The organism is Rhizobium mesoamericanum STM3625 (genome assembly GCF_000312665.1).
Taxonomy (GTDB): Bacteria; Pseudomonadota; Alphaproteobacteria; order Rhizobiales; family Rhizobiaceae; genus Rhizobium; species Rhizobium mesoamericanum.
Genome location: NZ_HF536772.1, coordinates 1,313,066 through 1,337,297 on the forward strand (window position 1 = coordinate 1,313,066; position 24,232 = coordinate 1,337,297).

At 59.5% G+C, this 24,232-nt stretch carries 26 protein-coding genes; 14 read left to right on the forward strand and 12 right to left on the reverse strand.

What is annotated here, in order from left to right:
• Positions 1–47 precede the first annotated feature (47 nt).
• From BN77_RS06345 to BN77_RS06355, 3 genes are all read right to left on the reverse strand, one after another.
• Entirely contained in the window at positions 48–518 is a 471-nt protein-coding gene (locus BN77_RS06345; RefSeq protein ID WP_007529671.1) for an aminoacyl-tRNA deacylase, read from the reverse strand.
• Between the two features lie 161 nt (positions 519–679).
• Positions 680–1,252 (reverse strand): cysteine hydrolase family protein, encoded by a 573-nt coding sequence (locus BN77_RS06350; protein ID WP_007529672.1) that lies wholly within the window; start codon positions 1,250–1,252, stop codon positions 680–682.
• Positions 1,253–1,525: 273 nt separating this feature from the next.
• Complete coding sequence (locus BN77_RS06355) at positions 1,526–2,002, reverse strand: MarR family winged helix-turn-helix transcriptional regulator (RefSeq protein ID WP_007529673.1); 477 nt, start codon at positions 2,000–2,002, stop codon at positions 1,526–1,528.
• Positions 2,003–2,099: 97 nt separating this feature from the next.
• Between BN77_RS06355 and BN77_RS06360 the strand changes: the two genes are divergently transcribed.
• The 3 genes from BN77_RS06360 (at position 2,100) to BN77_RS06370 (ending at position 4,519) form a co-directional block, all read left to right on the forward strand.
• Entirely contained in the window at positions 2,100–2,468 is a 369-nt protein-coding gene (locus BN77_RS06360; protein ID WP_040676802.1) for an antibiotic biosynthesis monooxygenase family protein, read from the forward strand.
• Between the two features lie 106 nt (positions 2,469–2,574).
• Positions 2,575–2,895, forward strand: coding sequence for a hypothetical protein (locus BN77_RS06365; protein ID WP_007529675.1), 321 nt, complete (start codon positions 2,575–2,577; stop codon positions 2,893–2,895).
• Positions 2,896–3,481: 586 nt separating this feature from the next.
• Entirely contained in the window at positions 3,482–4,519 is a 1,038-nt protein-coding gene (locus tag BN77_RS06370) for a 4-hydroxyproline epimerase (RefSeq protein WP_007529677.1), read from the forward strand.
• 3 nt (positions 4,520–4,522) lie between these two features.
• Here BN77_RS06370 and BN77_RS06375 read toward each other — a convergent pair whose 3' ends face one another.
• Positions 4,523–5,005, reverse strand: coding sequence for an RbsD/FucU family protein (locus BN77_RS06375; RefSeq protein ID WP_040676805.1), 483 nt, complete (start codon positions 5,003–5,005; stop codon positions 4,523–4,525).
• Positions 4,989–6,236: an ROK family transcriptional regulator gene (locus tag BN77_RS06380; protein WP_007529681.1), complete on the reverse strand. Its 1,248-nt coding sequence runs from the start codon at positions 6,234–6,236 to the stop codon at positions 4,989–4,991. Before BN77_RS06380 ends, BN77_RS06375 begins: the two co-directional genes overlap by 17 nt.
• Before the next feature lie 232 nt (positions 6,237–6,468).
• On the opposite strand from BN77_RS06380, the gene BN77_RS06385 reads away from it, so the two are divergent.
• The 7 genes from BN77_RS06385 to BN77_RS06415 all read left to right on the forward strand — a co-directional run bounded on the left by BN77_RS06385 (position 6,469) and on the right by BN77_RS06415 (position 13,057).
• Positions 6,469–7,494 (forward strand): sugar ABC transporter substrate-binding protein, encoded by a 1,026-nt coding sequence (locus BN77_RS06385; protein ID WP_007529683.1) that lies wholly within the window; start codon positions 6,469–6,471, stop codon positions 7,492–7,494.
• 155 nt (positions 7,495–7,649) lie between these two features.
• Positions 7,650–8,714: an ABC transporter permease gene (locus BN77_RS06390; RefSeq protein WP_007529685.1), complete on the forward strand. Its 1,065-nt coding sequence runs from the start codon at positions 7,650–7,652 to the stop codon at positions 8,712–8,714.
• A 1-nt stretch (position 8,715) separates the two neighbouring features.
• On the forward strand, positions 8,716–9,498 hold the full coding sequence (locus tag BN77_RS06395; RefSeq protein ID WP_007529686.1) for an ATP-binding cassette domain-containing protein: 783 nt from the start codon (positions 8,716–8,718) through the stop codon (positions 9,496–9,498).
• Positions 9,495–10,121 carry a nucleoside triphosphate hydrolase gene (locus BN77_RS06400; RefSeq protein ID WP_007529687.1) on the forward strand — a complete coding sequence of 209 codons (627 nt, stop codon included), beginning with the start codon at positions 9,495–9,497 and terminating at the stop codon, positions 10,119–10,121. Before BN77_RS06395 ends, BN77_RS06400 begins: the two co-directional genes overlap by 4 nt.
• Before the next feature lie 109 nt (positions 10,122–10,230).
• Complete coding sequence (locus BN77_RS06405; protein ID WP_007529688.1) at positions 10,231–10,578, forward strand: DUF805 domain-containing protein; 348 nt, start codon at positions 10,231–10,233, stop codon at positions 10,576–10,578.
• Between the two features lie 92 nt (positions 10,579–10,670).
• A complete protein-coding gene (pyrC, locus tag BN77_RS06410) occupies positions 10,671–11,711 on the forward strand; it encodes a dihydroorotase (protein WP_007529689.1) in 1,041 nt (346 codons plus the stop codon).
• A gap of 167 nt (positions 11,712–11,878) precedes the next feature.
• Positions 11,879–13,057 carry a GGDEF domain-containing protein gene (locus BN77_RS06415; RefSeq protein WP_007529690.1) on the forward strand — a complete coding sequence of 393 codons (1,179 nt, stop codon included), beginning with the start codon at positions 11,879–11,881 and terminating at the stop codon, positions 13,055–13,057.
• Positions 13,058–13,239: 182 nt separating this feature from the next.
• Here BN77_RS06415 and BN77_RS06420 read toward each other — a convergent pair whose 3' ends face one another.
• Both BN77_RS06420 and BN77_RS06425 read right to left on the reverse strand, forming a co-directional pair.
• Complete coding sequence (locus BN77_RS06420) at positions 13,240–13,728, reverse strand: anthrone oxygenase family protein (protein ID WP_007529691.1); 489 nt, start codon at positions 13,726–13,728, stop codon at positions 13,240–13,242.
• The gene (locus tag BN77_RS06425; protein WP_007529697.1) at positions 13,725–14,549 is read right to left on the reverse strand and encodes an NmrA family NAD(P)-binding protein; all 825 of its coding nucleotides are present in this window, start codon (positions 14,547–14,549) and stop codon (positions 13,725–13,727) included. Before BN77_RS06425 ends, BN77_RS06420 begins: the two co-directional genes overlap by 4 nt.
• Positions 14,550–14,647: 98 nt before the next feature.
• Between BN77_RS06425 and BN77_RS06430 the strand changes: the two genes are divergently transcribed.
• On the forward strand, positions 14,648–15,298 hold the full coding sequence (locus BN77_RS06430; RefSeq protein WP_007529699.1) for a TetR/AcrR family transcriptional regulator: 651 nt from the start codon (positions 14,648–14,650) through the stop codon (positions 15,296–15,298).
• A 36-nt stretch (positions 15,299–15,334) separates the two neighbouring features.
• On the opposite strand, the gene BN77_RS06435 is transcribed toward BN77_RS06430, so the two are convergent.
• Positions 15,335–16,606 carry an MgtC/SapB family protein gene (locus tag BN77_RS06435; RefSeq protein ID WP_007529701.1) on the reverse strand — a complete coding sequence of 424 codons (1,272 nt, stop codon included), beginning with the start codon at positions 16,604–16,606 and terminating at the stop codon, positions 15,335–15,337.
• Positions 16,607–16,845: 239 nt separating this feature from the next.
• Here BN77_RS06435 and BN77_RS06440 point away from each other — a divergent pair, with 239 nt between their 5' ends.
• Together BN77_RS06440 and BN77_RS06445 are read left to right on the forward strand one after the other, a co-directional pair.
• Positions 16,846–17,535, forward strand: coding sequence for an orotate phosphoribosyltransferase (locus tag BN77_RS06440; RefSeq protein WP_007529703.1), 690 nt, complete (start codon positions 16,846–16,848; stop codon positions 17,533–17,535).
• Positions 17,536–17,625: 90 nt separating this feature from the next.
• Entirely contained in the window at positions 17,626–18,552 is a 927-nt protein-coding gene (locus BN77_RS06445; protein ID WP_007529705.1) for a carbohydrate kinase family protein, read from the forward strand.
• An 8-nt stretch (positions 18,553–18,560) separates the two neighbouring features.
• Here the strand turns inward: BN77_RS06445 and BN77_RS06450 are convergent, their stop codons facing one another.
• From BN77_RS06450 to BN77_RS06465, 4 genes are all read right to left on the reverse strand, one after another.
• Complete coding sequence (locus BN77_RS06450; RefSeq protein WP_040676809.1) at positions 18,561–19,361, reverse strand: alpha/beta fold hydrolase; 801 nt, start codon at positions 19,359–19,361, stop codon at positions 18,561–18,563.
• A 144-nt stretch (positions 19,362–19,505) separates the two neighbouring features.
• Positions 19,506–19,985: a GNAT family N-acetyltransferase gene (locus BN77_RS31350; protein ID WP_157224430.1), complete on the reverse strand. Its 480-nt coding sequence runs from the start codon at positions 19,983–19,985 to the stop codon at positions 19,506–19,508.
• A gap of 93 nt (positions 19,986–20,078) precedes the next feature.
• A complete protein-coding gene (pgi, locus tag BN77_RS06460; RefSeq protein WP_007529715.1) occupies positions 20,079–21,704 on the reverse strand; it encodes a glucose-6-phosphate isomerase in 1,626 nt (541 codons plus the stop codon).
• Between the two features lie 140 nt (positions 21,705–21,844).
• A complete protein-coding gene (locus BN77_RS06465; protein ID WP_007529720.1) occupies positions 21,845–23,545 on the reverse strand; it encodes a long-chain fatty acid--CoA ligase in 1,701 nt (566 codons plus the stop codon).
• A gap of 247 nt (positions 23,546–23,792) precedes the next feature.
• On the opposite strand from BN77_RS06465, the gene BN77_RS06470 reads away from it, so the two are divergent.
• Positions 23,793–24,185, forward strand: a complete 393-nt coding sequence (locus BN77_RS06470) for a PRC-barrel domain-containing protein (RefSeq protein WP_007529721.1) — start codon at positions 23,793–23,795, stop codon at positions 24,183–24,185.
• Positions 24,186–24,232: the final 47 nt, after the last annotated feature.

Here is a 24,232-nt window from a genome sequence, read left to right on the forward strand (position 1 = left end):
CTGCTAACCTCTTAGTGGTCGCGCCAGTACGACCTGGAGTCACGACATTACGGTCGGTGACTAAAGCGGGCGATTTGCGCATCCTTCATCAGGTTGCGGAAGCTGAGCCCGCTCATATGGACCAGTGTCCTGTGATCGCCGCCCTCGAAATAGACGTCGCTAGCGCTGCCGAGGCTTTCGTCGAGGATTACAGGCACGTTGTAGGCCGATCCGATCGGTGGGACCGCGCCAATGTCACAATCGGCGAAAAGCGAACTGACCTCATCTTCCGAGGCGAGACCCAGGCGTTTGTTCATCACCTCCTGCAGCGTGCTGAGTTCGATTCGATGCGTGCTTGGAACGACGGCCAGAACATATCCCATTTCGTGGTGTACGACGACCGATTTGGCCAGCCGACTGCCCGGAACATGCGCGGCTTGCGCGGATTGGCTGGTTGTCGCTGTGCGATGATGATCGAGGGTTTCATAGGCGATGCCCTCACCGTCGATGTAGTCCTGAAGTTTCCTTGCGATTGTCATCTGGAGCCCCCTTAAATGGCGTGGTGAGGCATAGGGGCATTGTCCTCTCATTGCCTGTGAAGTCAACGGCGAACGGCCGTGAATGCCTGCCGCGGCCTGCTGGCTGATGACCGCCATGACCAATGGCGGGCGCCCTTTTTTGCTCCGTGAGGATCGCTGCATTAGGCCGAGGCTCTCAGTTCGCCGCGTACGGCAAGTGCCTCGTCCGTAGAGAGTACCGAGGCGTAGGCAAAGGCAAATGCCGCCATGAAGGCTGCATGCACCTGTGCGGCGGGAAGCAGCGCGCCGTTGAATTCGAGATCGCGCGTTGCGCAGGCATCGTGGATGACGGTCACCTGATACCCGAAATCGCTGGCAGCCCGTGTCACGGCGTCGACGCACATGTGGCTCATACTGCCGACAACGGTGATGTCCTCGATGCCATTGCGATCGAGTGTCGCCTTCAAATCGGTTTCACGGAACGCGTTGACGTGGTTCTTGACGATAACGGTTTCGCCGGGCCGGTTCAGCACTTTCGGGTGAATCTGCGCACCCTCCGAACCGGCCAGAAAAAAGGCGGCATTCTCGCCGGCCGACTCATGCGTGACGTGGACCACTAGATCGCCTGCATCGCGGGCAGCCGCGATGATCCGTGCGGCGTTGTCGGCCGCTGCCTCGGCACCAGCCAATGGCCATTTGCCGTTCGCAAAATAATCGTTTTGAATATCGACAACGATGAGGGCGCGCTTGTTCATGTCCTTGTATCCTCGATTCCTTCGGGGGCGGCTCCTGCCCGCTCATGAACAAATTACGTTTGACGCGGCATCGTGTGAATTCGCGAAATTGACATTACAGAGGTCAGAACTGAAAAATCACCCAGACCCACGCTGCGGCTGAGATCGGTATCCTGCGATCGCGATCGCTTCGGATTCGTTGGGCGCGTATGAGGTTCGGCGCATGCCGGATCTGGATTAAGCCGAGCGGGTGTGCGCGTGGTTGGAGCGAAGCCTGATGGAGTTTATCTACCGCTAACCGTGCTTTTCAGCATCCATTTCTTCTTCTAGTCTTGCGCGCAGCGTCGTCATCACGCGGTGTGCTATCCTGATATCATCGAGTGAAAGGTCCTCAGCCAGCGAATCGACCCTCGGGTTGTATGCGTTGATCGCGGAGTCGTAGGCGCGGCGTCCCTTTTCGGTTAGCACCACGAGATGCGCCCTCCGGTGGTGCGGGTTGGGCTTGAACATCACGATTCCTTCCTGGTGCAAATCGTTCACGATCCGCTGCACATTCTGCCGGTTTGCTCCGAGATCGCGGGCGAGCCACGCTACCGGCTGCGGCCGGTTGGCTTGCACGATCGCTCCTAGAATCTGCCACCTGGCACTGGTCAGCCCGAATGGCCCGACCAGTCTGTCACCCCACATAAGTGTGAGGTTATTAGCCCTGAATAGGGCGAGGATCAGCTCGGTCAAGTCATCGCCCTTTTGGCTTCGAATCGCATTGTTCATCGGCAACATCCATCTTTGTTGACATCATAATGTCAAAGTACTATGACTCGATCATATCGAATTGACACCAAGCATACAACTCGGAAGGAACTCAGGAATGTCTCCTATGAAGCCCATGGACGAGAAACTACCTATCGAGCGCCAACTGGCCATCCCAGCCGCACCGGTCGTACTCATCAACCTCTTCACGCTCGATGCGGCAGATGAAGAGCGCTTTCTCGAAGTCTGGAAGAATGACGCCGAGTTCATGAAGCGCCAGCCGGGGTTTATCTCTACCCAGCTCCATCGCGCCATCGGTGAGAGCCCGACCTACCTGAACTATGCGGTGTGGGAAACGAACGAAGCGTTTTGCACAGCCTTCACGCACCCTGAGTTCCGGGCGAAGCTGGCGGGCTATCCGCCGTCCGCAATTGCAAGACCGCACCTGTTCCAGAAGGTCGGGGTCGATGGTATCTGCACGGCCTGACTCGCTTCGCTCGGGCCGGCGCGCTAGCTTGGCGCAATATTGCGAAGTCATGGTGTGGTCGGCGCTGCCCGCATGCAGCGATTCATCGCGCGTGGCCGGAGGGAATATGCCGAGGAGTATGGTGGGAGCGTTTGCGTTGTGCGTGGCCGTTGCGGCCCTTGCCGGCTGCGTCGACGCCAATATGCCGACCCTCGTGCCCGTCGCGGCGCCCTTTGATCCGCCGCTCAATTTACCGGGTGTTGCGCATCGCATCTGTGTCGGTGACGGCAATTTCATGTATCGCGAGGCGAAGAAGCAATACGAACTGCGCGCCGGCATGGGCGGCTATCCGATCGATCCGGCGGCGGAAGAGGCAACCGCGGCCGCCGCGGCACACCGGCAGTATGTCACGTGCCTGTCGAGCCAGGGATACCGCATCGCGAGATAGCTCGGCTCGGTACCGCACCTCTAGGCGCAAGTCGGAGATTTGGGCAGGCCCTCGCGTAATACCTTAATGGCGACGGCAGCAGGCCACGCAGCGATGCCTATTTCGCGTGAACGCAAAAGGCGATGGAAAAAATGCCGCAAAAAGAGGCTTTAGCGATCGCCGAGATATGCGCAAAACGCATTGCTGCATTGCGGTATTATCCCTATTCCTGATCGAAACGGTGGGCTATCTATTATCTCGAAGGCAGCGCACTCCTCCTCCCAGCGCTCCTTCATCGGACTGGCAACACTCCTCCTCCCAGTTGTCAGTCAGGATCAAGAGCCCGGTACACCTCCTCCCGCGCCGGGCTCTTTTCTATTTTGCTTTCCGGGTCGATAATCATAAGTCCTTCGCTGGCCGATATGGGCGGGGTGCCTACACTGCGTCGCGCGTTGCTTGCAGTTGGCGGTCGCAAAGTCCTCGCAGACGAAAATACCCATAGGCAACTTGTGGCGATCTGATATATCAGGCTGACATGATGCCGGACATTGGCCAACGATGCGGCCTAAGGCGAAATCACGCGGGTACGCTTGAGAGGAGTTGACTGATGAGATGGAAGCGCACGATCCAGCTTCTGGACGTTCACGCCGAAGGTGAGATCGGCAAGGTCGCGATCGGTGGGGTACCCAAGATCCCCGGCAAGACAGTCGCCGAACAGCTGGACTGGCTAAACACCAATCCGAAGGGTCAGGAACTTCGCCGTTTCCTCTGCCTCGAACCACGCGGCGCGCCGATTGGCTCGGTCAATTTGCTGCTGCCACCGAAACATCCGGATGCCGACGCGGCCTTCATCATCCTCCAGCCTGATCAGGCGCATGCAAGCTCAGGCTCGAACTCGATCTGCGTCACAACGGCCTTGCTGGAATCCGGCATAGTCGAGATGAAGGAACCAGAAACCATCGTCACGCTGGAGACGGCCGCCGGCCTCGTCAAGGCGACGGCGACCTGCCGCGACGGGCGCTGCGAGAAGGTCAAGCTCACGATGGTTCCGTCCTTCGTCCACGAACTCGACGTGGAGGTCGAGACACCGCACTGGGGCAAGATCAAGGTGGATCTCTGCTATGGCGGTATCTTCTACGCGCTAGTCGATGTAGGGCAGATCAACTTGACGATCGAAAAGGGCAATGCCGCGGCGCTCGTGCAGGCTGGCATGGTGTTGAAGGAGTTGATCAACCGCGGCATCGATGTTGTTCATCCGGAAATACCGGCAATCTCCGGCGTCGCCTATGTCATGTTCCGCGACCTCGAAGCAGACGGCACCGTTCGCACCTGCACGACCATGTGGCCGGGACGCGCCGATCGCTCGCCTTGCGGCACGGGCAATTCTGCCAACCTTGCGGCACGACATGCGCGCGGCAAGGCGAAGGTTGGGGATGTCTTCAAGTCGCGGTCAATCATCGGTTCCGAATTCGAAGTCGGATTGTTGGCGGAAGCCGAAGTCGCCGGTCGTCCCGCGATCATACCAACGATCGCCGGGCGCGGTTTCACCTTCGGTCTTTCGCAGGTCGCCCTTGATCCCTTCGATCCCCATCCCGGCGGTTTTGCCTTGACGGATGTCTGGGGACCATTGGCCGGCGAAATCTGACGCTCAGTACGTAAAGGGGTCGACGTCTGCCTTTTCAACGGCGTGGTCGCCCGCCTGTTCGGGGTAGATGACACCTTTACGCAGGATGATGTTGGCATAGAGCCGCGGTTCGCTGGTCTGGATCACGGCGTGTGCGGCCCGCACTCGATTGTAAAAGTCTGCCCCGATGAGCGGCACCACCTGTCGATGCGGCTCGTGGCGGGCGCAGCAGTCGATCATTTCCTCATGAACCGGATCGAGCCTGTCCCGCTCGGCCTTGACAGTCGACCGGAAGATCGCTTCCGGAACGAAATCGTCGATCGGCAGGACGCTGAGAACGGCATCGAGAACGGCCACGATGCCGTGGCCATCGAGGCGGATCAACCGCCGTGCATGTTCGACGCCGGGATAATTGCCGTCGACGATGGCGATTTCGTCGCCGTGTCCCATGGCACGCAGCGTCGAAAGCAGTTCCGGGCTCAAAAGTGGGTTAAGTCCCTTCAGCATTTTCGACCTCCTTGAATAAAACGTTCTGGTCCGTGAGGTAGCGCGCGAAGATCGGCAGGCTGGCGCCGCCGATAGCGCGCGCATGAGGGCCGATTGCACCTTCAATGATGTCGGGCATGACGACGCCCTGCAGATCGAGCATCGCGGCCTCGTGGATCGTCGCCTGCACAATTCGTTCGCGCACCCATCCGGGAAAGCCGCCGTCGATCACGGCAGCGCTGAAATCGATGATCGAGGCGGCCGCGACGATCGCCTGTGCGAGTGCTCGGGCGGTGTCCTGGATCCACATCTCCAGAGGCTCGCCAAAATCGATCCAGTCGTCGGCGGAATACCAGAGGGGTTGCGGGTCGATGCCGCGTTCGCGCAGCATATTTTCCAGAACAAAAATTGAGGCAACTTCAAGCAACTGCATTGTTTCGCCGTGCTTGCCGCGCACAGGGAGTGGACCAATGGCGCCGGCTGTACCCGTGCGGCCCGAAAAGATTGCGGAATTAAGGACAATGCCGCCGCCAATGAAGGAGCCGATGAAGAAATAGACGAAGTCGGGATAGGATGGTCCGATCCCGAACACGAGTTCGGCGCCGCAGGCGCTTGTCGCATCGTTCTGCAGGTAGACCGGGTAGGGCACGCGGGCGGCAATCTCGGTGTGGAGATCGAAGTCGCGCCACACATCCATTGCACCTTTTGGTGAACCGACTTCCTCTTCCCAGTTCCAGAGCTCGAAGGGGGCTGCGATACCGATGCCGGCAATGCGGCCACGCTGCTTTTCGTCGAGCCGGTTTTCGAGATCGCGGATCCCTGTGGTGATGAAATCCAGAAAGACATCGGGCAGCGGATAGGCATAGGTCTGGTGAAGCTGAAGGCGGATATTGCCCACGAAATCCATCAGCACCAGGTCGGCGCTGCGTCGACCCATTTTTACGCCGAATGAGTAAACCGCATCGGGATTGAGCCGCATCGGGATAGATGGCTGGCCGACACGGCCACGCACTGGCTCGCCGCGGGAGAGCAAGCCTTCCTTCTCCAATGCCCGCATGATGACGGAAACTGTTTGTGCCGAAAGCCCAGTTCGCCGCGCGATATCAGCCTTCGACTGGGAGCCGTAAAGGCGCACCAGCGACAGCACGAGCCGCTCGTTATAGGCGCGCACCCTGATCTGGTTCGCGCCGCCTGCCGGACTCAAAATTGGCGGTTGAGCCGGCGTATGTACCGGACCGTCCAAAGACGACATTGGCCACTCCTCCCATCTGTTGGCCTATGCGCTATTTTCGTCCAGCATGCCATAGCGAATTAATAATTCAATTGGATTTATTTATTGACAAGGCAATTTCTTTCGCTCTTAATTGCTATCGTCAAACGGCACGGAACGGCTTGGAGGAGGCCGCCGGCGAGACTGCAGCGGTTCTCGTGCGCGTCAATTCCGGCCCGCCAGGGGGTGGGTCGCTAATCTCAGGGAGGACTCAATGAAGAAATCAGTGCTTTCCGCCGCGCTCGGAGCGCTCGCCCTCGGTGTCGCCTTCTCGGCGCCGGCCATGGCCGCGGATGTTTCCGCCTGCCTCATCACCAAGACTGACACCAACCCATTCTTCGTCAAGATGAAGGAAGGTGCGACAGCCAAGGCCAAGGAACTCGGCGTGACGCTTAAGTCCTATGCCGGCAAGATCGATGGTGACAGCGAAAGCCAAGTTGCCGCGATCGAAAGCTGCATTGCCGACGGCGCGAAGGGTATCCTGATCACCGCGTCCGATACGAAGGGCATCGTCCCGTCGGTCAAGAAAGCCCGCGATGCCGGCCTCCTCGTGATCGCCCTCGACACCCCGCTCGATCCGGCTGACGCTGCTGACGCAACGTTTGCAACCGACAACCTGCTCGCTGGCAAGCTGATTGGCCAGTGGGCCAAGGACACGCTCGGTGACAAGGCAAAGGATGCCAAGGTTGGCTTCCTCGACTTGACGCCGTCGCAGCCGACCGTCGACGTTCTGCGTGACCAGGGCTTCATGATGGGCTTCGGCATCGACACCAAGGATCCGAACAAGATCGGTGATGAAAACGATCCGCGCATCGTCGGTCACGACGTGACGAACGGCAACGAAGAAGGCGGCCGCAAGGCGATGGAAAACCTTCTGCAGAAGGATCCGAGCATCAACGTCATTCACACGATCAACGAGCCGGCCGCTGTTGGCGCTTACCAGGCCCTCAAGGCTGTCGGTATGGAAAAGAACGTGCTGATCGTCTCTGTTGACGGCGGTTGCCCGGGCGTCAAGTCGGTCAAGGAAGGCGTTATCGGCGCCACCTCCCAGCAGTATCCGCTGCTGATGGCTTCGCTTGGCATCGAGGCCATTAAGAAGTTCGCCGACAGCGGCGAAAAGCCGAAGCCGACCGAAGGCAAGTCGTTTTTCGATACCGGCGTTTCGCTGGTGACGGACAAGCCGGTTCCCGGTTTGAAGTCGATCGACACCAAGGAAGGCACGGCTAAGTGCTGGGGCTAAATCCCAAAACGTGAACCTATTGCCGGCCGGGGCTTGATCCTCGGCCGGTTTCGACTGACCATAGCTGCTGCCTCAAGAACCGGCGAACGAAAACCGGCGCGATATGGGGCAGGGGCTTTCCGCGCGCGGTTCGGCGCGAAAGCGGAGGAGGAACAATGACCGGAGCACAGGACTTCGAACGGGTGCTTGACGGCAGCGACAAGAACGTCGCGTCGTTCGAACACCAAAGCGTACCATTTGTGAAACGTGCGCAGCACTTCCTGCACTCGACGCCGGCCGCTGTGCCGCTGATTGTGCTGGTGCTGGCGATCGTTATCTTTGGCGTCGCGCTCGGTGGACGGTTCTTCTCGTCCTACACGCTGACGCTCATCCTGCAGCAGATCGCCATTGTCGGTATTCTCGGCGCAGCGCAGACGCTGGTCATCCTGACCGCAGGCATCGATCTGTCGATTGGCGTCATCATGGTCATTTCGGCTGTGATCATGGGCAATTGCGCCATCACCTACGGTATCCCCACGCCGATCGCCGTGCTGGCCGGCATGCTTGTGGGCGGCCTCTGCGGTCTGCTGAACGGTTTCCTCGTCGCCTACGTTAAGCTGCCGCCTTTCATCGTTACGCTCGGCACCTGGAACATCGTCATGGCGACGAACTTCATCTATTCCGCCAACGAAACGATCCGCGACGCGGACGTGGATGCGCAGGCGCCTCTGTTGCATTTCTTTGCCATCAGTTTCAGGCTCGGCACCGCCGTGCTTACTCTCGGCGTCATCGCCATGGTGCTGCTCGTGCTCGTGCTGTGGTATATCCTCAATCACACGGCCTGGGGCCGCCACGTCTACGCCGTTGGTGATGACCCTGAAGCAGCCAAGCTTTCCGGCATTCAGGCCAAGAGCGTGCTGCTTACCGTCTATACCGTCTCTGGCATCATTGCCGCCTTCGCAGCCTGGGTCTCGATTGGCCGTAACGGCTCGATCTCTCCCTCGTCCGCGGTGACGGATTATAACCTGCAGGCGATCACGGCGACCGTGATTGGCGGCATCTCGCTCTTCGGTGGCCGCGGCTCGATCCTGGGCACTTTGTTCGGTGCGATGATCGTCGGCGTCGTCTCGATGGGCCTCAACATGCTCGGCGCCGATCCGCAGTGGAAGGTGTTGCTCACCGGCGTGCTCATCATTGCCGCAGTCGCGATCGACCAGTGGATCAGAAAGGTTTCGGTGTAACATGGCAAACGAACCCATCCTCGCCGCGCGTGGTCTGGTTAAACGCTACGGGCGCGTTACCGCACTCGATCATGCAGATTTCGACCTTTATCCCGGCGAAATTCTAGCCGTCATCGGTGACAATGGTGCTGGCAAATCCTCGCTCATCAAGGCCATCTCAGGGGCCGTCAGCCCCGATGAGGGAGAGATCACACTGGAAGGCAAGACCGTGCATTTCAAGTCTCCGATGGAGGCGCGCGAAGCCGGTATCGAGACCGTCTACCAGAACCTCGCCCTGTCGCCGGCGCTCTCGATCGCCGATAACATGTTCCTCGGCCGCGAAATTCGTCGGCCGGGTATCCTCGGCAGCTGGTTCCGCATGCTCGATCGCCCGGCGATGGAGAAGCGGGCACGCTCCAAGCTGTCCGAGCTTGGCCTTATGACCATCCAGAACATCAACCAGGCGGTCGAAACCCTTTCGGGTGGCCAGCGCCAGGGTGTGGCTGTGGCCCGTGCCGCGGCGTTCGGCTCGAAGGTCGTCATCATGGACGAGCCGACGGCTGCCCTCGGCGTCAAGGAAAGCCGCAAGGTGTTGGAGCTCATCCTCGACGTGCGTTCGCGTGGCTTGCCGATCGTGCTGATCTCGCACAACATGCCGCATGTTTTCGAAGTCGCCGACCGCATTCATATTCATCGGCTGGGCCGCCGTCTGACTGTCATCAATCCGAAGGAATATACGATGTCCGATGCCGTCGCCTTCATGACCGGCGCCAAGGCCGTGCCGACGGAGCCGGTTGCCGCATGAGCGCAACGATCGATGAAATCGCCGGCGAAGTCATCGTCCGCGCCGGCGATGTCAAACGTTTCCTGATCGCCATCGCCGGTCCCCCAGGCGCCGGCAAGTCCACCATGGCGGACAATCTTGCCGATGCCCTGAAGGCCAGGGGCGAAACGGCTGAGGTCTTGCCGATGGACGGCTTCCACATGGACAATGCCATCCTCATCGAACGCGGTCTTCTGGCACGCAAGGGTATCCCGGAGACATTCGACGTCAGGGGATTTCTCGATATCATCAGGGCTGTGCGCCCTGCCGACCAGGAGGTGTTGATCCCCGTCTTCGACCGCTCCCGCGAAATTGCAATCGCCTCTGCGCGTGTTGTGTCGCCGGAGCATCGTTTCATCATCGTCGAGGGAAATTACCTGCTGTTCAGCCAAGGCAAGTGGGCCGAGCTCGAAGGCATCTTTGACTACTCGGTCATGCTGGCGCCGCCGATCGAATTGCTCGAGGAACGGCTGTGGGCGCGCTGGCGCGGCTACAAGCTGAGCGAGGAGGAGGCGAGCGCCAAGGTTTACGGCAATGATCTGCCCAATGGCCGGCTGATCCTCGGTAATCGCCGCAGGGCGGACATGACCCTCGAAACAGCCTGATCTCTCTGCCGTCCCTGACAGGACTTGCAGCGTAAGGTGGAATCGTTGCAGGTTCATCCTCATGCAACTTCTGCTCCAAGCGAAGTGGCCACAGCTGGAGGGAGAGCGCATGAGCTTCACGGAAGCAGTTTCGTCAGTCTTCTCTAAGTATGCCGTCTTCAGTGGCCGCGCCGGCCGACCCGAATTTTGGTGGTTTGCGCTCTTTAACGTCATCGCCTCACTGATCGTGGCTTTTCTCGACAAAGTCCTCTTCGGCTACGAAATACTTGGCGCCCTCTACGGTCTTGCCGTCTTGCTTCCCGGCTTAGGCGTTGCGGTCCGCCGCCTCCATGATATCGGCCGCTCCGGCTGGTGGATTCTCGTCGGCATCATTCCGCTCGTGGGCTGGATCGTTCTGCTCGTATGGTATCTCAGCCCCGGCGCGCCCGGTTCCAACGAATATGGCGCACCTGCCTGAAGAACTGCAGGCAAAATGTTTGCCTTGCCCCGCGTCGGGGTGATAATGCGCAGGGCTGAACCTTATTAGGCTAGCCCGCGGAGTTTCAGCGCATGCAATCGATCACCATCCGTCGCCCTGATGACTGGCACCTGCACCTGCGTGACGGTGCCATGCTGGAAGGCGTGATCGGCGATACCAGCCGTGACTTCGCCCGCGCAATCGTCATGCCGAACCTCGTGCCGCCGGTGGTGACCGTGGCCGACGCCGAAGCCTATCGCGGTCGCATCATGGCGGCGGTGCCGAAGGGCGACAAGTTCCAACCGCTGATGACGCTTTATCTGACGGAAGATACGAATGCGGATGACATAGAGGCTGGCAAGACGAGTGGACTGATTACCGCCGTCAAGCTTTACCCCGCCGGCGCCACGACCAATTCACATGGCGGTGTCCGCGATATCGAAAAGGCGATGCCGGTGCTGGAACGCATGGCCAGGATCGGCCTGCCGCTTTGCGTTCATGGCGAAGTCACCACGCCTGGTGTCGACATCTTCGATCGCGAGGCGGTCTTCATCGAAACCGTCCTGGATCCGCTGCGCAAACGTTTGCCGGAACTCAAGGTTACGATGGAGCACGTGACCACCAAGGACGGCATCGACTATATCAAGTCCGCGAAGGGCAATCTCGCGGGCTCGATCACGACTCATCACCTGATTATCAACCGCAATGCCATCCTGGTCGGCGGTATTCGCCCGCATTACTATTGCCTGCCGGTGGCCAAGCGCGAAAACCATCGCCTTGCGCTGCGTGCAGCTGCAACGAGCGGCGATCCGCGCTTCTTTCTTGGCACGGATTCCGCCCCCCATATCGATCCTTTGAAGGAATGCGCCTGCGGCTGCGCCGGCATTTACACCTCGATCAACACAATGAGCTGCCTTGCGCATGTGTTCGAACAGGAAAACGCGCTCGACAAGCTCGAGGCCTTCGCGTCTCTGAACGGACCCGCTTGGTATGGCCTGCCGCTCAACGAGGAAAGAATAACGCTGGTCAAGCGCGATAATCCCCTCAATTTTCCAAGTAAGGTCGAAACCGGTGCGGGTCTAGTTACCGTTTTCGATCCAATGTTCCCGCTTTACTGGGATATCGCTCGATAAGGACCGTCTGATATTTATGCGATTTCTACTCCGCTCTTCTTTGCAGGCGGCGCAGATAAGCTATTCTCGTGGTGGCGCCGATCTAAATGCGTGAATTTTTAGCGAAATAAATAAGACATTCGTCATAGCAGAGCCGTAGTCTTCGCACGAATGGGGGCGGCTAAAGCATGATGCTTGATTACAAATCCCTTTTGATGGCGCTTGCTGTCTCGACCACGTGTCTTGCCCTTATATCGCTGGGCAGCTGGTGTGTGCGCCGCTCCGAAACCTTTCTTTTAACCTGCACTTTGGGTCTCGTTCTCATCGTCATCGGCATTGTTGCTTACGGCATGTACGTCGACAATCCGATGGTTGTGTTTGCCGGTGTCGCTTTCGTACTTTTCCATGCCGGCTTTGCAACTATTTGGGGTGCAGGCTACCAGTTTCGCACTGACAGATTGCCGTTGCGAGCCACTATCGCCTGCGCCCTGGTGGCAATGCTCGCTTCCATCCCTCCTCTGTTGGTCGGTTATGATGGGCTCGCGTTTATCGCTGAAAATACAGCGATCGCTGCTATGCTCTTCGCTACCGGTTATCAGTATTGGCGGGCGCGGGAAGAGGCACTGGCGCCCCTGACCGGAATTACCGCACTCTACTGCATGACGGCGATCTCCTTCGTCCTTTGTGCTGCCGTTCTGATCTTTGATGGCAGGATAGTGTTGGGCGCTGCGCCAAGCAATTGGGCCGAAGATCTCAGTATCGCGATCTGCATCGCCAGCATGACCGGCATCGGCGCCCTTTCGCTGGCACTTCACCAGTGGCGGCTCGCCGCAAGGCACCGTCTGGATGCCATGACGGATCCGCTGACCGGGCTCGTGAACCGCCGCGCGCTTTTCGATCGCTACGGGCAGGGCCCGATCGGCCCTGCTACGGCAGTGCTGATCTTCGATCTTGATCATTTCAAGTCCATCAACGATTCTTTTGGGCACGCTGGTGGCGACCGGGTGCTGAAGGTTTTCGCCGCCGACCTCGCCGCACACTGCGGGACCGGCGACATCGCCGCACGCCTTGGAGGCGAGGAATTTGCGCTAGTTCTGAAAGAAGTCATGCCTGGCCGCGCGGAAATGGTGGCCGAGTGCATCCGCAAGGTCTTCGCCAGCCGCGAAATCTACCTCGACGAAGACACCTTGAGGTGCACGGTCAGCGTCGGGGTGGCGCCAGGGCGTTCCACACCAATTGATTTCGACGCCATGCTGAGCGCAGCAGACAAGGCGCTCTACGTGGCCAAGCGTGCGGGCCGGAACCGGATAGAGCTCGCTGGTCATCTTCACTCCATACCGGCCGGCGCTGCTCGCGCTGGCTCTTGATCGGAAACATCGGCCCGCCGATTGCCGCCGTCAGAATTCGCGGCCAAGCAGTATCGTTATAGGAAACCGGGTCCGTGCGAGGCACCTTGGGGCCGCGACCGGAGATCATCGATCCCTTAAAATAACCGCTAACTTTCTGCGAACGGCATCCTCAGGCGGCAGGTATCCCCTTTCGCCTTGTGTCACACAAGCATGAGGGCACGCACGAAGGCTATCGAAGCGAGCAGCGACCCGATCGTCCTCACGTGGTTCCACCATGTCCAGTCCTTGAGATAGGTTGCCCAGAGCGCGGTCGCCTCGGCGCCACTGCCGCTGACTTTCGCCAGCGCGTCGTTCATCGGCACGTTGAAGGCGATCGTCGAGAGGAACGACGCAAAGACATAGAGAATTGCGCCGGAGAGCATCCAGACGCTGATGCCACCGCGCCAGTTGAAGAACGCCACGGCAGCAATCACGAGGCAGAAAACCGCGGTCGGTACGAAGAGCAGCATGAAGGGCGAGCGGACGATCGTGACATTGATGGAGTTCATCGCCGCGATACCCTGCTCCGTGGGGATGCGGGCAAACGATGTCATGATGAAGGTCGAGAAGGCAAAGAAGATGCCGGCGACAAGGCCGCTGCCGATTGCAGCGGCCGCGAGGACAATCCAAAGCACAAGCGTCATTATCATATCCTCCACGTTCCATTGGCGGCAGCGCCGCATGCATAGTCGGCGAAATCCCTTGCAGGGTGACCGAGCATTTCTGCAACGCCGCTTCCAACAAGCGAATTTCTGCCGTCGAGCACCTGCGTGAAGAGCTCTTCGAGCAGGTCGATCATGTCTTTCGGCAGCCCGGCGGCATGAAGTCCCTCCTTGAATTCAGCCATGGATATCTGCTGATAGGCGATGTTCCTGCCACACGCGGCAGCGATCTCGGCGACCGCCTCGCGGAAGGTGAGGGCGCGCGGGCCGGTTAGTTCGTAGGTTTTGCCAATATGGCGGGGATCAGTCAGCGCGGCCACCGCCGCATCCGCAATGTCGCCCGCATCGATAAAGGGTTCCTTCACGGCACCGGCCGGAAGAGCCAATTCGCCAGCTGCGACCGGTTCGGCAAAGACCCCTTCGCTGAAGTTCTGGCAGAACCAGGAGGCGCGCAAGATAGTGTAGCCGATGCCGGACGCCTTAAGTGCTTCCTCAGCGCGTTGCGCGCCTTCCTCGCCACGACCCGACAACAGAACGATATGAGTGAGACCGCAATCGACCGCCGTGCTGGCGAGCGCACCGATCGCGTCCGCCGCCCATGACACGACAAGATCAGGCTGGAAGCTCACATAAGCGCTCCTTGCGCCGATGAGCGTTGCGGACCAGTCAGCGGGCTTCGCCCAGTCGAATGGGCGCGCAGTGGAGCGTGAGGCAAAGCGGAAGTTGAGATCTTTTCTCGTCAGCCGTTCGGCGATGCGGCCACCGGTCTTACCCGCGCCGCCAATGAGAATAATTTCGGAATTCGGCATGTGGATACTCCTCCGAATAAAACAAGAGAAAGTCTCTCATTTGCATAATGCGATAAACTCTCTTATTTTCTGCGTCAAGCGGAAAATAGGAGGGTGGGATGGGCGAAGAGGTTGCCGTGAGGCGCAAGAGGCAACCGGAGTCGACCGGCCAACCGCGCCGCATTCCCCAGCAGAAAAGAGGCCGCGAGCGTTTCGAGAAGATTCTTTCAGTAGCCCTGGAGCTGATCGAGAAAAACGGTAGCGACGCCCTAAAGATGAGCGAGATCGTAGAAAAGGCCGAGTTATCGTTCGGAGCGCTTTACCAATATTTTCCGGACAAGAGTTCGATTATCCGAACGCTCGCCGAACGATTCAACGAGCAGGGCAGGGCTTGCGTGGCGTCCGAGCTTGCAATGGTGACGGACGCTACCACGCTGCGGCAGGCGCTCTGCAATATCGCCGACCAATATTATGACTTCTTCCGTCAAGAGCCGGTCATGCGGGATATATGGTTCGCTACGCAGGCCGATCGCCTGCTTCAGGAGGTCGATGCAAAGGACATGGAATTTCACGCCCAGGCCTTGCTTTCCGTCCTTGCAAAGCTGAAGCCGGAGCGGAGCAAAGGTGAACTGGTCGCCATCGCCAGACTTACCATGCAGCTGCTGGCTGCCGCCGTTCGCTATGCAATCTCACTGGATGATGCAGAGGGACGGGCGGCGATCGCGCTTTATCAGCGGATGTTGCCCGCCGATATCGCATTACTGTCGTAGTTGCTGGCTTGCCTGCTTTCGGTGTTGCGATCGGCTTCAGCCCGGCAAAAAGCTGCGCGCCGCAAAATAGCCGGCTCCTCCGAGGACCACCGCCACGGCCGATGCCGCGCCGAGCGACAACGCATATGCTTGCCGTCCCGTGGTGAAGGCAAGAACCACCTTCGCCACCGTGTTGACCGCAACGGCCATCAGGATAACATCGGCCGCCGTTCTCACGTCAATCGTGGTGCCGACGAGGCGTGCGGTCGAAAGCGTGATGGCATCGACATCGACGAGGCCAGAGATCGCTGCCACGACGAAGAGCGCGGATGGCCCGACGTAGTCGATCGCCATCTTCGAGACGAGGCTGATGAGGCCCAGAAGCGCCGCGAAGGAGAGGACGGTCTTGAGCTCGAAAGGGTTTTTCAGGTCGATCTCCGGGGCCTCAGTCGCAGTCTTGGAAAGCCAAACCGAAAATAGGCCGGCCGCCAGGAAGCCGATGATCGCTGGGATGAGCGCGGACGCGAGGGGCACCAGCATAGCAACGGAGAGCGCGCTCGCAATGACGAGCACGCGAGCGTACGAGAGCGCGCCGGCAATTCCTGCCCCCGCCGCAAGCTGCCGCGCACTCTGCGGCGCCTCCGAAGAGTAGCGGGCGAAGGAAAGCGTCAAGGCTGTCGACGAGACGAGCCCACCTGCCGCCCCCGCCAGCAGAACGCCACGGCTAGTGCCCATTAATCGAATCGCGGTGTAACCGGCAAACGACAGGGCTGCGATGGTGATCGTCAAAAGCCACAGGGAATAGGGATTGAGTGCACCCCAGGGATCGAGTGCCTCATCCGGCAACAGTGGCAGCGCAATCGCAGTCATCGCGAGCAATAGCAGCGCCGAGCGAAGTTCCACCCAGGTCAACCCTCTGAGAAAGCCGTGCAGGCTGTGGCGCGCCGCAAGAACGACCGTCGTTGCGACGCCGCCAGCTGCCGCGGTCACGATATCGCCGACGGCAGCCAGAACGCCGAGCCCGAACACCACAAGGGCGGCCACGACTGAGGTGATGCTGTAGTCCTCGTCCTCCTTTGTCTCCTGCCACTTGCCGGCAATGTAGATCAGACCCAGAAGCACAGCGATTGCCGCGGGCAAAAGGGGGCCGATCATGGGCTGAAGCGTTCCAGCTATTCCGCCGAGAAAGCCGGTCAGACCGAAGGTGCGGATACCCGCCGTCCTGCCGCCCGCGCGAACCTCGCGCTCCTGCCAGCCCCGCTCGACGCCGACGAGCAGGCCGATGGCGAGTGCGACGCCGAGGCGCTGGAAAACTTCGATATGGTCCATGGCTTGACGATATCGTCGCTACGCCGGGGTGCAAGCGCAAATAGCTGAAAGAATTGGTGCATCGCGGACCACAGCACCGCGAACCTGGTTCTTGTCGGCTTTTCCTCGCGCGGCAGCAGGTCATCGATCTTCGATCACCAAGGCATTTTCCTTCATTGTCGGCATGGAAGCACTCGCGGTTCTGGAAACTTGCGGCACTTGCTGCTATTGCCCCATAAATTAGACCAAAGGAGAGAGCGATGATCCAGACAACATTCACCGACCGCGCCGTGATGGCGGAACTCGTGGCGAAGATGCTCTGGGAGATCAAGGCGGTGCACTTCAATGCCGCCCAGCCTTATAAGTTCGCTTCCGGTATGGCGAGCCCGGTCTACATTGACTGCCGCAAGCTGCTCTCCTTTCCGCGTGTTCGCTCGACCGTGATGGATTTTGCCGCGAGTGTCGTCTTGCGCGATGCCGGTTTCGAGCAGTTCGATTGCATAGCAGGTGGGGAAACCGCAGGCATTCCCTTTGCGGCACTACTCGCCGATCGCCTTAGCCTGCCGATGATCTATGTCCGCAAGCAACCGAAGGGTCATGGCCGCAACGCGCAGATCGAAGGCAGCATGCCAGAGGGCTCCCGCGTGCTCGTCATTGAGGACCTGACGACGGCTGGCGGCAGCATGTTCAAGTTCATCGATGCCGTGCGGGCTGCCGGTGGCTTGGTCGACCACGGTATCGCACTGTTTTATTATGGCATTTTCGACGAAGGCGCGCTGCGGTTTGCCGATGGCAAGGTGAAGCTGCACTACATCGCAACTTGGCGCGATGTGCTCGCTGTTGCCAAGGCGCAGAAGCTGTTCGACGAAAAGACCTTGGGCGAAGTCGAGGCATTCCTCGATGCGCCGCTCGCCTGGTCCGGACGCAATGGCGGCATTTCATCACTTTGAATGAAGAATTGCGTCGTAGCGCTTTGCTTTTGCCATGAAATTATCTAATCGATTTGAACATCGATGGATCGTAATTCTTGGGAGGCCGGAATGATTTTGTGCTGTGGCGAAGCGCTGATTGACATGCTGCCGCGGGAGACGACTTTCGGCGAGAAGGCCTTTGCGCCGTACGCCGGGGGGGCGATCTTCAACACGGCGATTGCGCTCGGACGCCTCGGCATTCCGACGGCCTTCTTCACCGGTCTTGCCGATGACATGATGGGCGAAATCCTGCGCGATACGCTGAAGGCGAGCAATGTCGACTTCAGCCTCTGCGCGACCGCGCCTCGCCCCTGCACACTCGCCTTCGTCAAGCTGGTCAATGGTCAGGCGACCTATGCCTTCTACGATGAAGGTACAGCGGGTCGCATGATCACCACCGACGATCTTCCTGTTCTCGGCAACGATTGTGAGGCGCTGCATTTCGGCGCGATAAGCCTCATCCCCAGCCCCTGCGGCGAAACCTATGAAGCTCTGCTCGACCGCGAGTGCGACAAGCGGGTGATTTCGCTCGATCCCAACATCCGCCCCGGCTTCATCAAGAACAAGGAAGCCCACATGGCGCGCATCAAGCGCATGGCGTCGAAGTCCGACATCCTGAAATTCTCCGACGAGGACCTCGCGTGGTTCGGACTCGAGGGCAGCCATGACGACCTGGCGGCCTACTGGCTGAAGCAGGGCGCCAAGCTCGTCGTCATCACCAAGGGCGCTGAAGGCGCGTCGGGTTACACCAACGCGCGCAAGGTTACCGTCCCGAGCGAGCGCGTCACCGTCGTCGATACCGTCGGGGCGGGCGACACCTTCGACGCCGGCGTGCTTGCCTCTCTGAAGATCGACGATCTCCTGACCAAGGAAAAAGTCGCGTCGCTCAGCGAAAGGGCGCTGCAGAACGCGCTCTCGCTTGGTGCGAAGGCGGCCTCTGTCACGGTCTCGCGCGCCGGCGCAAATCCGCCGTGGGCCAAGGAAATCGGCCTCTAAGACGAGGCCTATAATCGATCGAGAAAGGCGAGCACTTCGCGGTTGAAGTGCTCCGGCCGCTGAAGTGGCGCGAAATGGCCGACCTCCGGAAGGAGGATCAGTTCGGCATCGGGAATGCTGCGCGCCAGGTAATCAGCGTGCTCGCGCTTGATGAACTCGTCATTATCCCCGAGCACGATGGCGACCGGCACCTTGATGCGGGCGAGGTCGGCGGCCGTATAATTCGGTTCCGTTGCCATCATCTTCGACACGTCGGTCACGAAGCTCTCGAAGGCGTCGGGCGTGGCGGATAGCGCCTGATAATCCTTGCGATGGCGACTGAAGCACCGATCAATCACCGGTGTCGGCTTGAATTCAAGCGTGCCGCTGGGATCCATGTTGCAGGCGAAGAAAAACACACCGGCAACTCGCTCCGGGTGCTTGTCGGCCAGGACCAGTGCCGTACAGGCGCCATCGCTCCAGCCGACGAGGGCGGCTTTGGCGAGTTCCAGTCGATCCATGACGGCAAGCACATCAGCCGCCATTTGGACATAATGATACGGACGCGCGTCGCGCGTGCTGCGACCGTGGCCGCGACTGTCGATGACGACGACCTGCCGGCCAGCGGCGACCAGTGCCGGCACCTGATAGCCCCAGTTTCCGGCGTTGCCGAGACCGCCATGCAGCAAGATGACGGCCGGGCCGGAACCGTAGGTCGCATACCAGATGCTAGCGCCGTCATTTTTGACGAAGCCTTCATTCTCCGACTTTGGCAGGGGTGTCGCGCCGTGTGCTTCGAAGTTTACAAGTTCGTCGTCCGTCATGTGCATTCACTCCCGAAAACGCTTGGTAAGAACGTGTTGTGAAGTCGAATTTTCGACATCGGTCATGAAAAAAACTGACGCATACGTTGGCACCCTTGTTTCTTTGGCCCTGGCCATTTCTATTGCGGCAGTGAACGTCATCTGAACTTCTCAGAGACTGCTCCAGCCATAGCAGCTGACAGGATGGCCCGTCCGCGGGTGCGCAGCTTCGCTGAGAAAAACCAACCCGGCCTTTTCATAGAACGTTCGCGCCCTGGTGTTGCTGGAGGCCGTAAACAGCGTGAAACCGGCCGGCATTGTGGTCATCGCGTGGTCAAGGAGCGCCCGGCCAATGCCGTGACCGAGAAATCTGGGCCGGACAAACAATTGATCGAGAACGGCTTCACGGGGTTTGATCGCGACAAACCCGCGGACGTCGCGTTCGCGCGCAGCAAGCGTCACCTCCCAACTCGCAGCAAATGCAACGTCTACACGTTCGCGAAGTTCCCGGAGGGTCGGCATGATGGGCGGCCCCACATCCGGCAAGCTGGCGCTGCTGTGCCAAACGTCGGCAATGGCCTCGTAGTCGGCCACAACGGACGGGCGGAGTCGATAGACCGGAGTCGTCATACCTGTGGTTAGATCAGACAAGCCGGGCGCAAACAAGGCCACAGGGCGTTGGGCTTCTCAGCATAGCATAAGCTACTCCCGCAGCGTACCGCGGGAGTATTCGAGGGCAAAGACTTACTTCGCGAGTTTTGCCAGCGCCGCCACTAGACCCTGCGTCGAAGAGTCGTGACCCGCAGCGCTTTCTTTTCCTTCCACGACAGGTAGCAGGCCAGTTGCCAGTTCCTTACCGAGCTCGACGCCCCACTGGTCGAAGGAATTGATGCGGAAGAGAACGCCTTCGACGAAGACGCGGTGCTCATAGAGCGCGATTAGGCGACCGAGTGCATAGGGCGTCAGCTTGTCGTAGACGAAGGTGATTGACGGACGATTGCCGGTGAAGACGCGATGCGGAGCGATGAAGTCGGCCTTCTTGTCGTCCATGCCCTTGTCGGTCAGCTGCTTCTTCGCCTCTTCGAAGGTGCGGCCCTTCATCAGCGCTTCGGACTGTGCGAGCACATTCGATATCAGAAGCTCGTGCTGGTGGCGCAGTTGCGGCTCGAAGGCATTGGCAGCGATCATGAATTCGGCCGGTATGATGCTCGTGCCCTGGTGGATCAGCTGGTAGAAGGCATGCTGGCCATTGGTGCCCGGTTCGCCCCAAACAACAGGACCAGAATTGCCCTCGACAGGCGTGCCATCGATCGTGACACCCTTGCCGTTCGATTCCATGTCGAGCTGTTGCAAATACGCCGGGAAGCGCGACAGGCGCTGATCGTAGGGTAAGATCGCACGGGTCGGATAGCCGAGCACATTGCGATGATAGAAGCCAATCAGGCCAAGCAGCATTGGCAGGTTCCTGGTGATTGGCGCTTCGCGGAAGTGATTGTCGACGGCATGGGCGCCCTCGAGAAATTTGATGAAATTCTCCGGGCCAATGGCGATCATGATCGGCAGGCCGATCGCCGACCAGAGGGAATAGCGACCGCCGACCCAGTCCCAGAAGCCGAAGACGCGTTCGCTCCCGATGCCGAAGGCTGCGACCTTGTCGAGGGCCGTCGAAACGGCGGCGAAATGATGCTGGACGGCTGTCTCCCCGAGCGCATCGGCAATGAACTTGCGCGCCGTTTGCGCATTCGTCATCGTCTCCACCGTCGTGAAGGTCTTGGACGCGACGATGAAAAGCGTCGTTTCGGGCTGAACAAGCTTCAGCGTATCGGCGATATGGGCGCCGTCAATGTTGGAGACGAAATGCGCCCGCGGGCCGTCATGGAAAGGCGCCAACGCGAGCGTTGCCATGACGGGGCCGAGGTCGGAGCCGCCGATGCCGATGTTGATGATGTCGGTGATCGCCTTGCCGGTCGCGCCCTTGAGGCTGCCGGAACGGATGCCGTCGGCGAATTTGCCCATAGCTGCAAGCACGGCGTTGACATCGGGCATGACATCTTTGCCGTCGACCAGCACCGGCGTGTTGGAGCGGTTGCGTAGGGCTGTGTGTAGGACGGCACGGTTTTCAGTGAAGTTGATCGCCTTGCCAGCAAACATCTCATCGCGTTTGGCTTCGACGCCGCCCGTTTCGGCGAGCTTGACCAGGAGAGCCAGGATCTCGTCGTTCACCGCCGTCTTGGAATAGTCCATGAGGAGGTCGTCAAGCGATACGCTGAAGCGGGAGAAACGCTGCGGATCGGCGGCAAAGGCGGCGCGCAGGTCGGTTGCCTTGGTGGCGGCCGCAGTGCTCTTCAGTTGTTCGACGATGGCATTCATGGCAGGCTCCTTTGCAGGGCGAGAGGGTCGCGGAAACTATTCGCTTTGTAGGGCGCAAATCAAGTTCGGCGACCTCTCGAGATGCAAAAAAGCCACCCGCGCAAAAACGGATGGCTCGTCATTTCACGCAACCGCCAAACTCAGCCCCGGAGATCCTTGCGCAGGATTTTTCCGACTGGCGTCTTCGGCAATTCGGTGCGGAATTCCACGAAACGCGGACGTTTGTAATTTGTGAGATTTGCGGCGCAATGCGCCTTTACGTCGGCCTCTGTCAGTGCCGGGTCCTTGCGCACCACGAAGAGCTTGACGGCCTCGCCTGAGTGCCCGTCGGCAATGCCGACAGCCGCGGCCTCGAGAATGCCCGGATGCATCGCCGCCACTTCCTCGATTTCATTCGGATAGACATTGAAGCCGGACACGAGGATCATGTCCTTCTTCCGGTCGACTATCTTGGTGTAGCCGCGCGTATCCATGAAACCCATGTCGCCACTGCGGAAATAGCCGTCCGGCGTCATCACCCGAGCGGTCTCTTCAGGCTTGTTCCAGTAGCCGGCCATCACCTGCGGACCACGTATGCAGATCTCACCGATCTCGCCAAGCGGAAGCGAATTGCCGTCCTCGTCACGAATGTCGAGCTCGGTGGATGGGATCGGCAAGCCAATCGACCCGGTGAACTCTGCAGAGTCGAAGCGATTTGCCGTCGCCACTGGCGAAGTCTCGGAGAGACCATAGCCTTCGGTGATGTGGGAGCCGGTGATCTTCATCCAACGCTCGGCGACCGGCCGCTGGACCGCCATGCCGCCACCAAGCGACATCACCATGGAGGAAAAGTCGACCTTGGCGAAATCGGCATTGTTCAATAACGCGTTAAAGAGCGTATTGAGGCCGGGGAAGATGTGGACCTTGATCTTGCCGAACTCTTTGACGAGCGCCGGGATGTCGCGCGGGTTGGCGATGAGGATGTTGTGCGCGCCGAGCGACATGCCCATCAGCGAATTCACCGTGAGCGCGAAGATGTGATAGAGCGGCAGGGCACAAAGGAAGTTAAGAACATCTGGGCGCGGCTTCTTGTCGAAGGCCGATCGCAGCCAGAGTTCCAGCTGCAGCTTGTTGGACAAGAGATTCTTGTGGGTGAGGATAGCACCCTTGGCGATACCCGTCGTACCCCCGGTGTATTGCAGGAAGGCAATGTCGTCTTGCTTGAGGTCCGCGGGCTTCGGCGCCTTGCCCGCTCCTTCGCCGAGCACCTGCTTGAAAGTCTTGTGCTGCGGGATGGACCAGGACGGAACGAGCTTCTTCACCCTGCGCACGAGGAGATTGACAATCAGTCCCTTGGCACCCAGCATTTCGCCGAGCGAGGTGACGACCACATGCCGCACGTCAGTCTTGACCAGTACCTGCTCGACAGTGCGGGCGAAATTCTCCAGCACGAAGATAGCCTTGGCGCCGGAGTCGCGCAGCTGATGCTCGAGTTCGCGGGGGGTGTAGAGCGGATTGACGTTCACCACCACAAAACCGGCGCGTAGAATGCCGTAGACAGCAATGGGGTTCTGCAACACATTCGGCATCATCACGGCGACACGGTCGCCTTTCTGAAGGCCGATGCTTTGCAGCCACGCTGCAATCTTGCGCGTGTGGCTTTCGAGCTCGCGGTAGGTCAGCGCCTTTCCCATGCTGGAGAATGCGGTGCGGTTGGCATAGCGCGTGCAGGATTTCTCGAGCAATTCCGCCAGTGATTCATATTCCAGCGGAGGAAGCTCCGCCGGCACACTGTCAGGATAGGTCGCAAGCCAGGGCTTCTCGGAGTTTGCGCCGCCTTGATGGACGGAAATGCTGTTCATCTTGTCTCTCTCCCTGTCGCTGCCCGCCGGTCCACCGGCGAAGCCGATTGGACGATCCTCCATCTTCCAACGCGGCAGCTTATGTCATCGCCTGAATGGTTCAAGCCGAGAATAGCGTTACACTAACCTTAACGTAAACGTCAATCATACCTCGTGGCCAGTTGTTGGGACTGAATTGGGAACATCGAGTTCGAGGCGACGTTTTTATCCGTGGAACAACCACGAGAAAACAAAAAGGAGGTGCATGATGTTGCATCAGGACGCTGACCAGAACCGCCGCGACCCGAACGTGAAGGACACACCGACGTTGATTGCCAGCGACCGCGTGGAAGGCACTCGGGTATATGGAGCTGACGGCAAGCATATCGGATCGATCGAGCGATTGATCATCGGCAAACGGGACGGCCGCGTCGCCTACGCCGTGCTCGAGTTCGGCGGCTTCTTGGGGATGGGCCACGATCATTATCCGCTGCCGTGGGAAAAGCTGACATATGATACCCAGCTCGATGGGTACCGCATCGACTTGACGAAGGAGCAGATCGAAGGCGCTCCGAGCTATGCGGACGATGACGACAGCTGGTACAACGATAATGGCCGCCGCGTGTATGATTACTACGGCGTGCCTCCCTACTGGATGTAACGTCGTCCGCATGCGCGCGGTTAATCGCGTGCATATGCGCTGCGCCG

What these genes read in the sequence shown, in the direction of transcription:
- BN77_RS06345 (WP_007529671.1), bottom strand. Translation starts at nt 518, where the DNA reads ATGACAATCGCAAGGAAACTTCAGGACTACATCGACGGTGAGGGCATC.
- BN77_RS06350 (WP_007529672.1), bottom strand. Translation starts at nt 1,252, where the DNA reads ATGAACAAGCGCGCCCTCATCGTTGTCGATATTCAAAACGATTATTTT.
- BN77_RS06355 (WP_007529673.1), bottom strand. Translation starts at nt 2,002, where the DNA reads ATGAACAATGCGATTCGAAGCCAAAAGGGCGATGACTTGACCGAGCTG.
- BN77_RS06360 (WP_040676802.1), top strand. Translation starts at nt 2,100, where the DNA reads ATGTCTCCTATGAAGCCCATGGACGAGAAACTACCTATCGAGCGCCAA.
- BN77_RS06365 (WP_007529675.1), top strand. Translation starts at nt 2,575, where the DNA reads ATGCCGAGGAGTATGGTGGGAGCGTTTGCGTTGTGCGTGGCCGTTGCG.
- BN77_RS06370 (WP_007529677.1), top strand. Translation starts at nt 3,482, where the DNA reads ATGAGATGGAAGCGCACGATCCAGCTTCTGGACGTTCACGCCGAAGGT.
- BN77_RS06375 (WP_040676805.1), bottom strand. Translation starts at nt 5,005, where the DNA reads ATGCTGAAGGGACTTAACCCACTTTTGAGCCCGGAACTGCTTTCGACG.
- BN77_RS06380 (WP_007529681.1), bottom strand. Translation starts at nt 6,236, where the DNA reads ATGTCGTCTTTGGACGGTCCGGTACATACGCCGGCTCAACCGCCAATT.
- BN77_RS06385 (WP_007529683.1), top strand. Translation starts at nt 6,469, where the DNA reads ATGAAGAAATCAGTGCTTTCCGCCGCGCTCGGAGCGCTCGCCCTCGGT.
- BN77_RS06390 (WP_007529685.1), top strand. Translation starts at nt 7,650, where the DNA reads ATGACCGGAGCACAGGACTTCGAACGGGTGCTTGACGGCAGCGACAAG.
- BN77_RS06395 (WP_007529686.1), top strand. Translation starts at nt 8,716, where the DNA reads ATGGCAAACGAACCCATCCTCGCCGCGCGTGGTCTGGTTAAACGCTAC.
- BN77_RS06400 (WP_007529687.1), top strand. Translation starts at nt 9,495, where the DNA reads ATGAGCGCAACGATCGATGAAATCGCCGGCGAAGTCATCGTCCGCGCC.
- BN77_RS06405 (WP_007529688.1), top strand. Translation starts at nt 10,231, where the DNA reads ATGAGCTTCACGGAAGCAGTTTCGTCAGTCTTCTCTAAGTATGCCGTC.
- pyrC (WP_007529689.1), top strand. Translation starts at nt 10,671, where the DNA reads ATGCAATCGATCACCATCCGTCGCCCTGATGACTGGCACCTGCACCTG.
- BN77_RS06415 (WP_007529690.1), top strand. Translation starts at nt 11,879, where the DNA reads ATGATGCTTGATTACAAATCCCTTTTGATGGCGCTTGCTGTCTCGACC.
- BN77_RS06420 (WP_007529691.1), bottom strand. Translation starts at nt 13,728, where the DNA reads ATGATAATGACGCTTGTGCTTTGGATTGTCCTCGCGGCCGCTGCAATC.
- BN77_RS06425 (WP_007529697.1), bottom strand. Translation starts at nt 14,549, where the DNA reads ATGCCGAATTCCGAAATTATTCTCATTGGCGGCGCGGGTAAGACCGGT.
- BN77_RS06430 (WP_007529699.1), top strand. Translation starts at nt 14,648, where the DNA reads ATGGGCGAAGAGGTTGCCGTGAGGCGCAAGAGGCAACCGGAGTCGACC.
- BN77_RS06435 (WP_007529701.1), bottom strand. Translation starts at nt 16,606, where the DNA reads ATGGACCATATCGAAGTTTTCCAGCGCCTCGGCGTCGCACTCGCCATC.
- BN77_RS06440 (WP_007529703.1), top strand. Translation starts at nt 16,846, where the DNA reads ATGATCCAGACAACATTCACCGACCGCGCCGTGATGGCGGAACTCGTG.
- BN77_RS06445 (WP_007529705.1), top strand. Translation starts at nt 17,626, where the DNA reads ATGATTTTGTGCTGTGGCGAAGCGCTGATTGACATGCTGCCGCGGGAG.
- BN77_RS06450 (WP_040676809.1), bottom strand. Translation starts at nt 19,361, where the DNA reads ATGCACATGACGGACGACGAACTTGTAAACTTCGAAGCACACGGCGCG.
- pgi (WP_007529715.1), bottom strand. Translation starts at nt 21,704, where the DNA reads ATGAATGCCATCGTCGAACAACTGAAGAGCACTGCGGCCGCCACCAAG.
- BN77_RS06465 (WP_007529720.1), bottom strand. Translation starts at nt 23,545, where the DNA reads ATGAACAGCATTTCCGTCCATCAAGGCGGCGCAAACTCCGAGAAGCCC.
- BN77_RS06470 (WP_007529721.1), top strand. Translation starts at nt 23,793, where the DNA reads ATGTTGCATCAGGACGCTGACCAGAACCGCCGCGACCCGAACGTGAAG.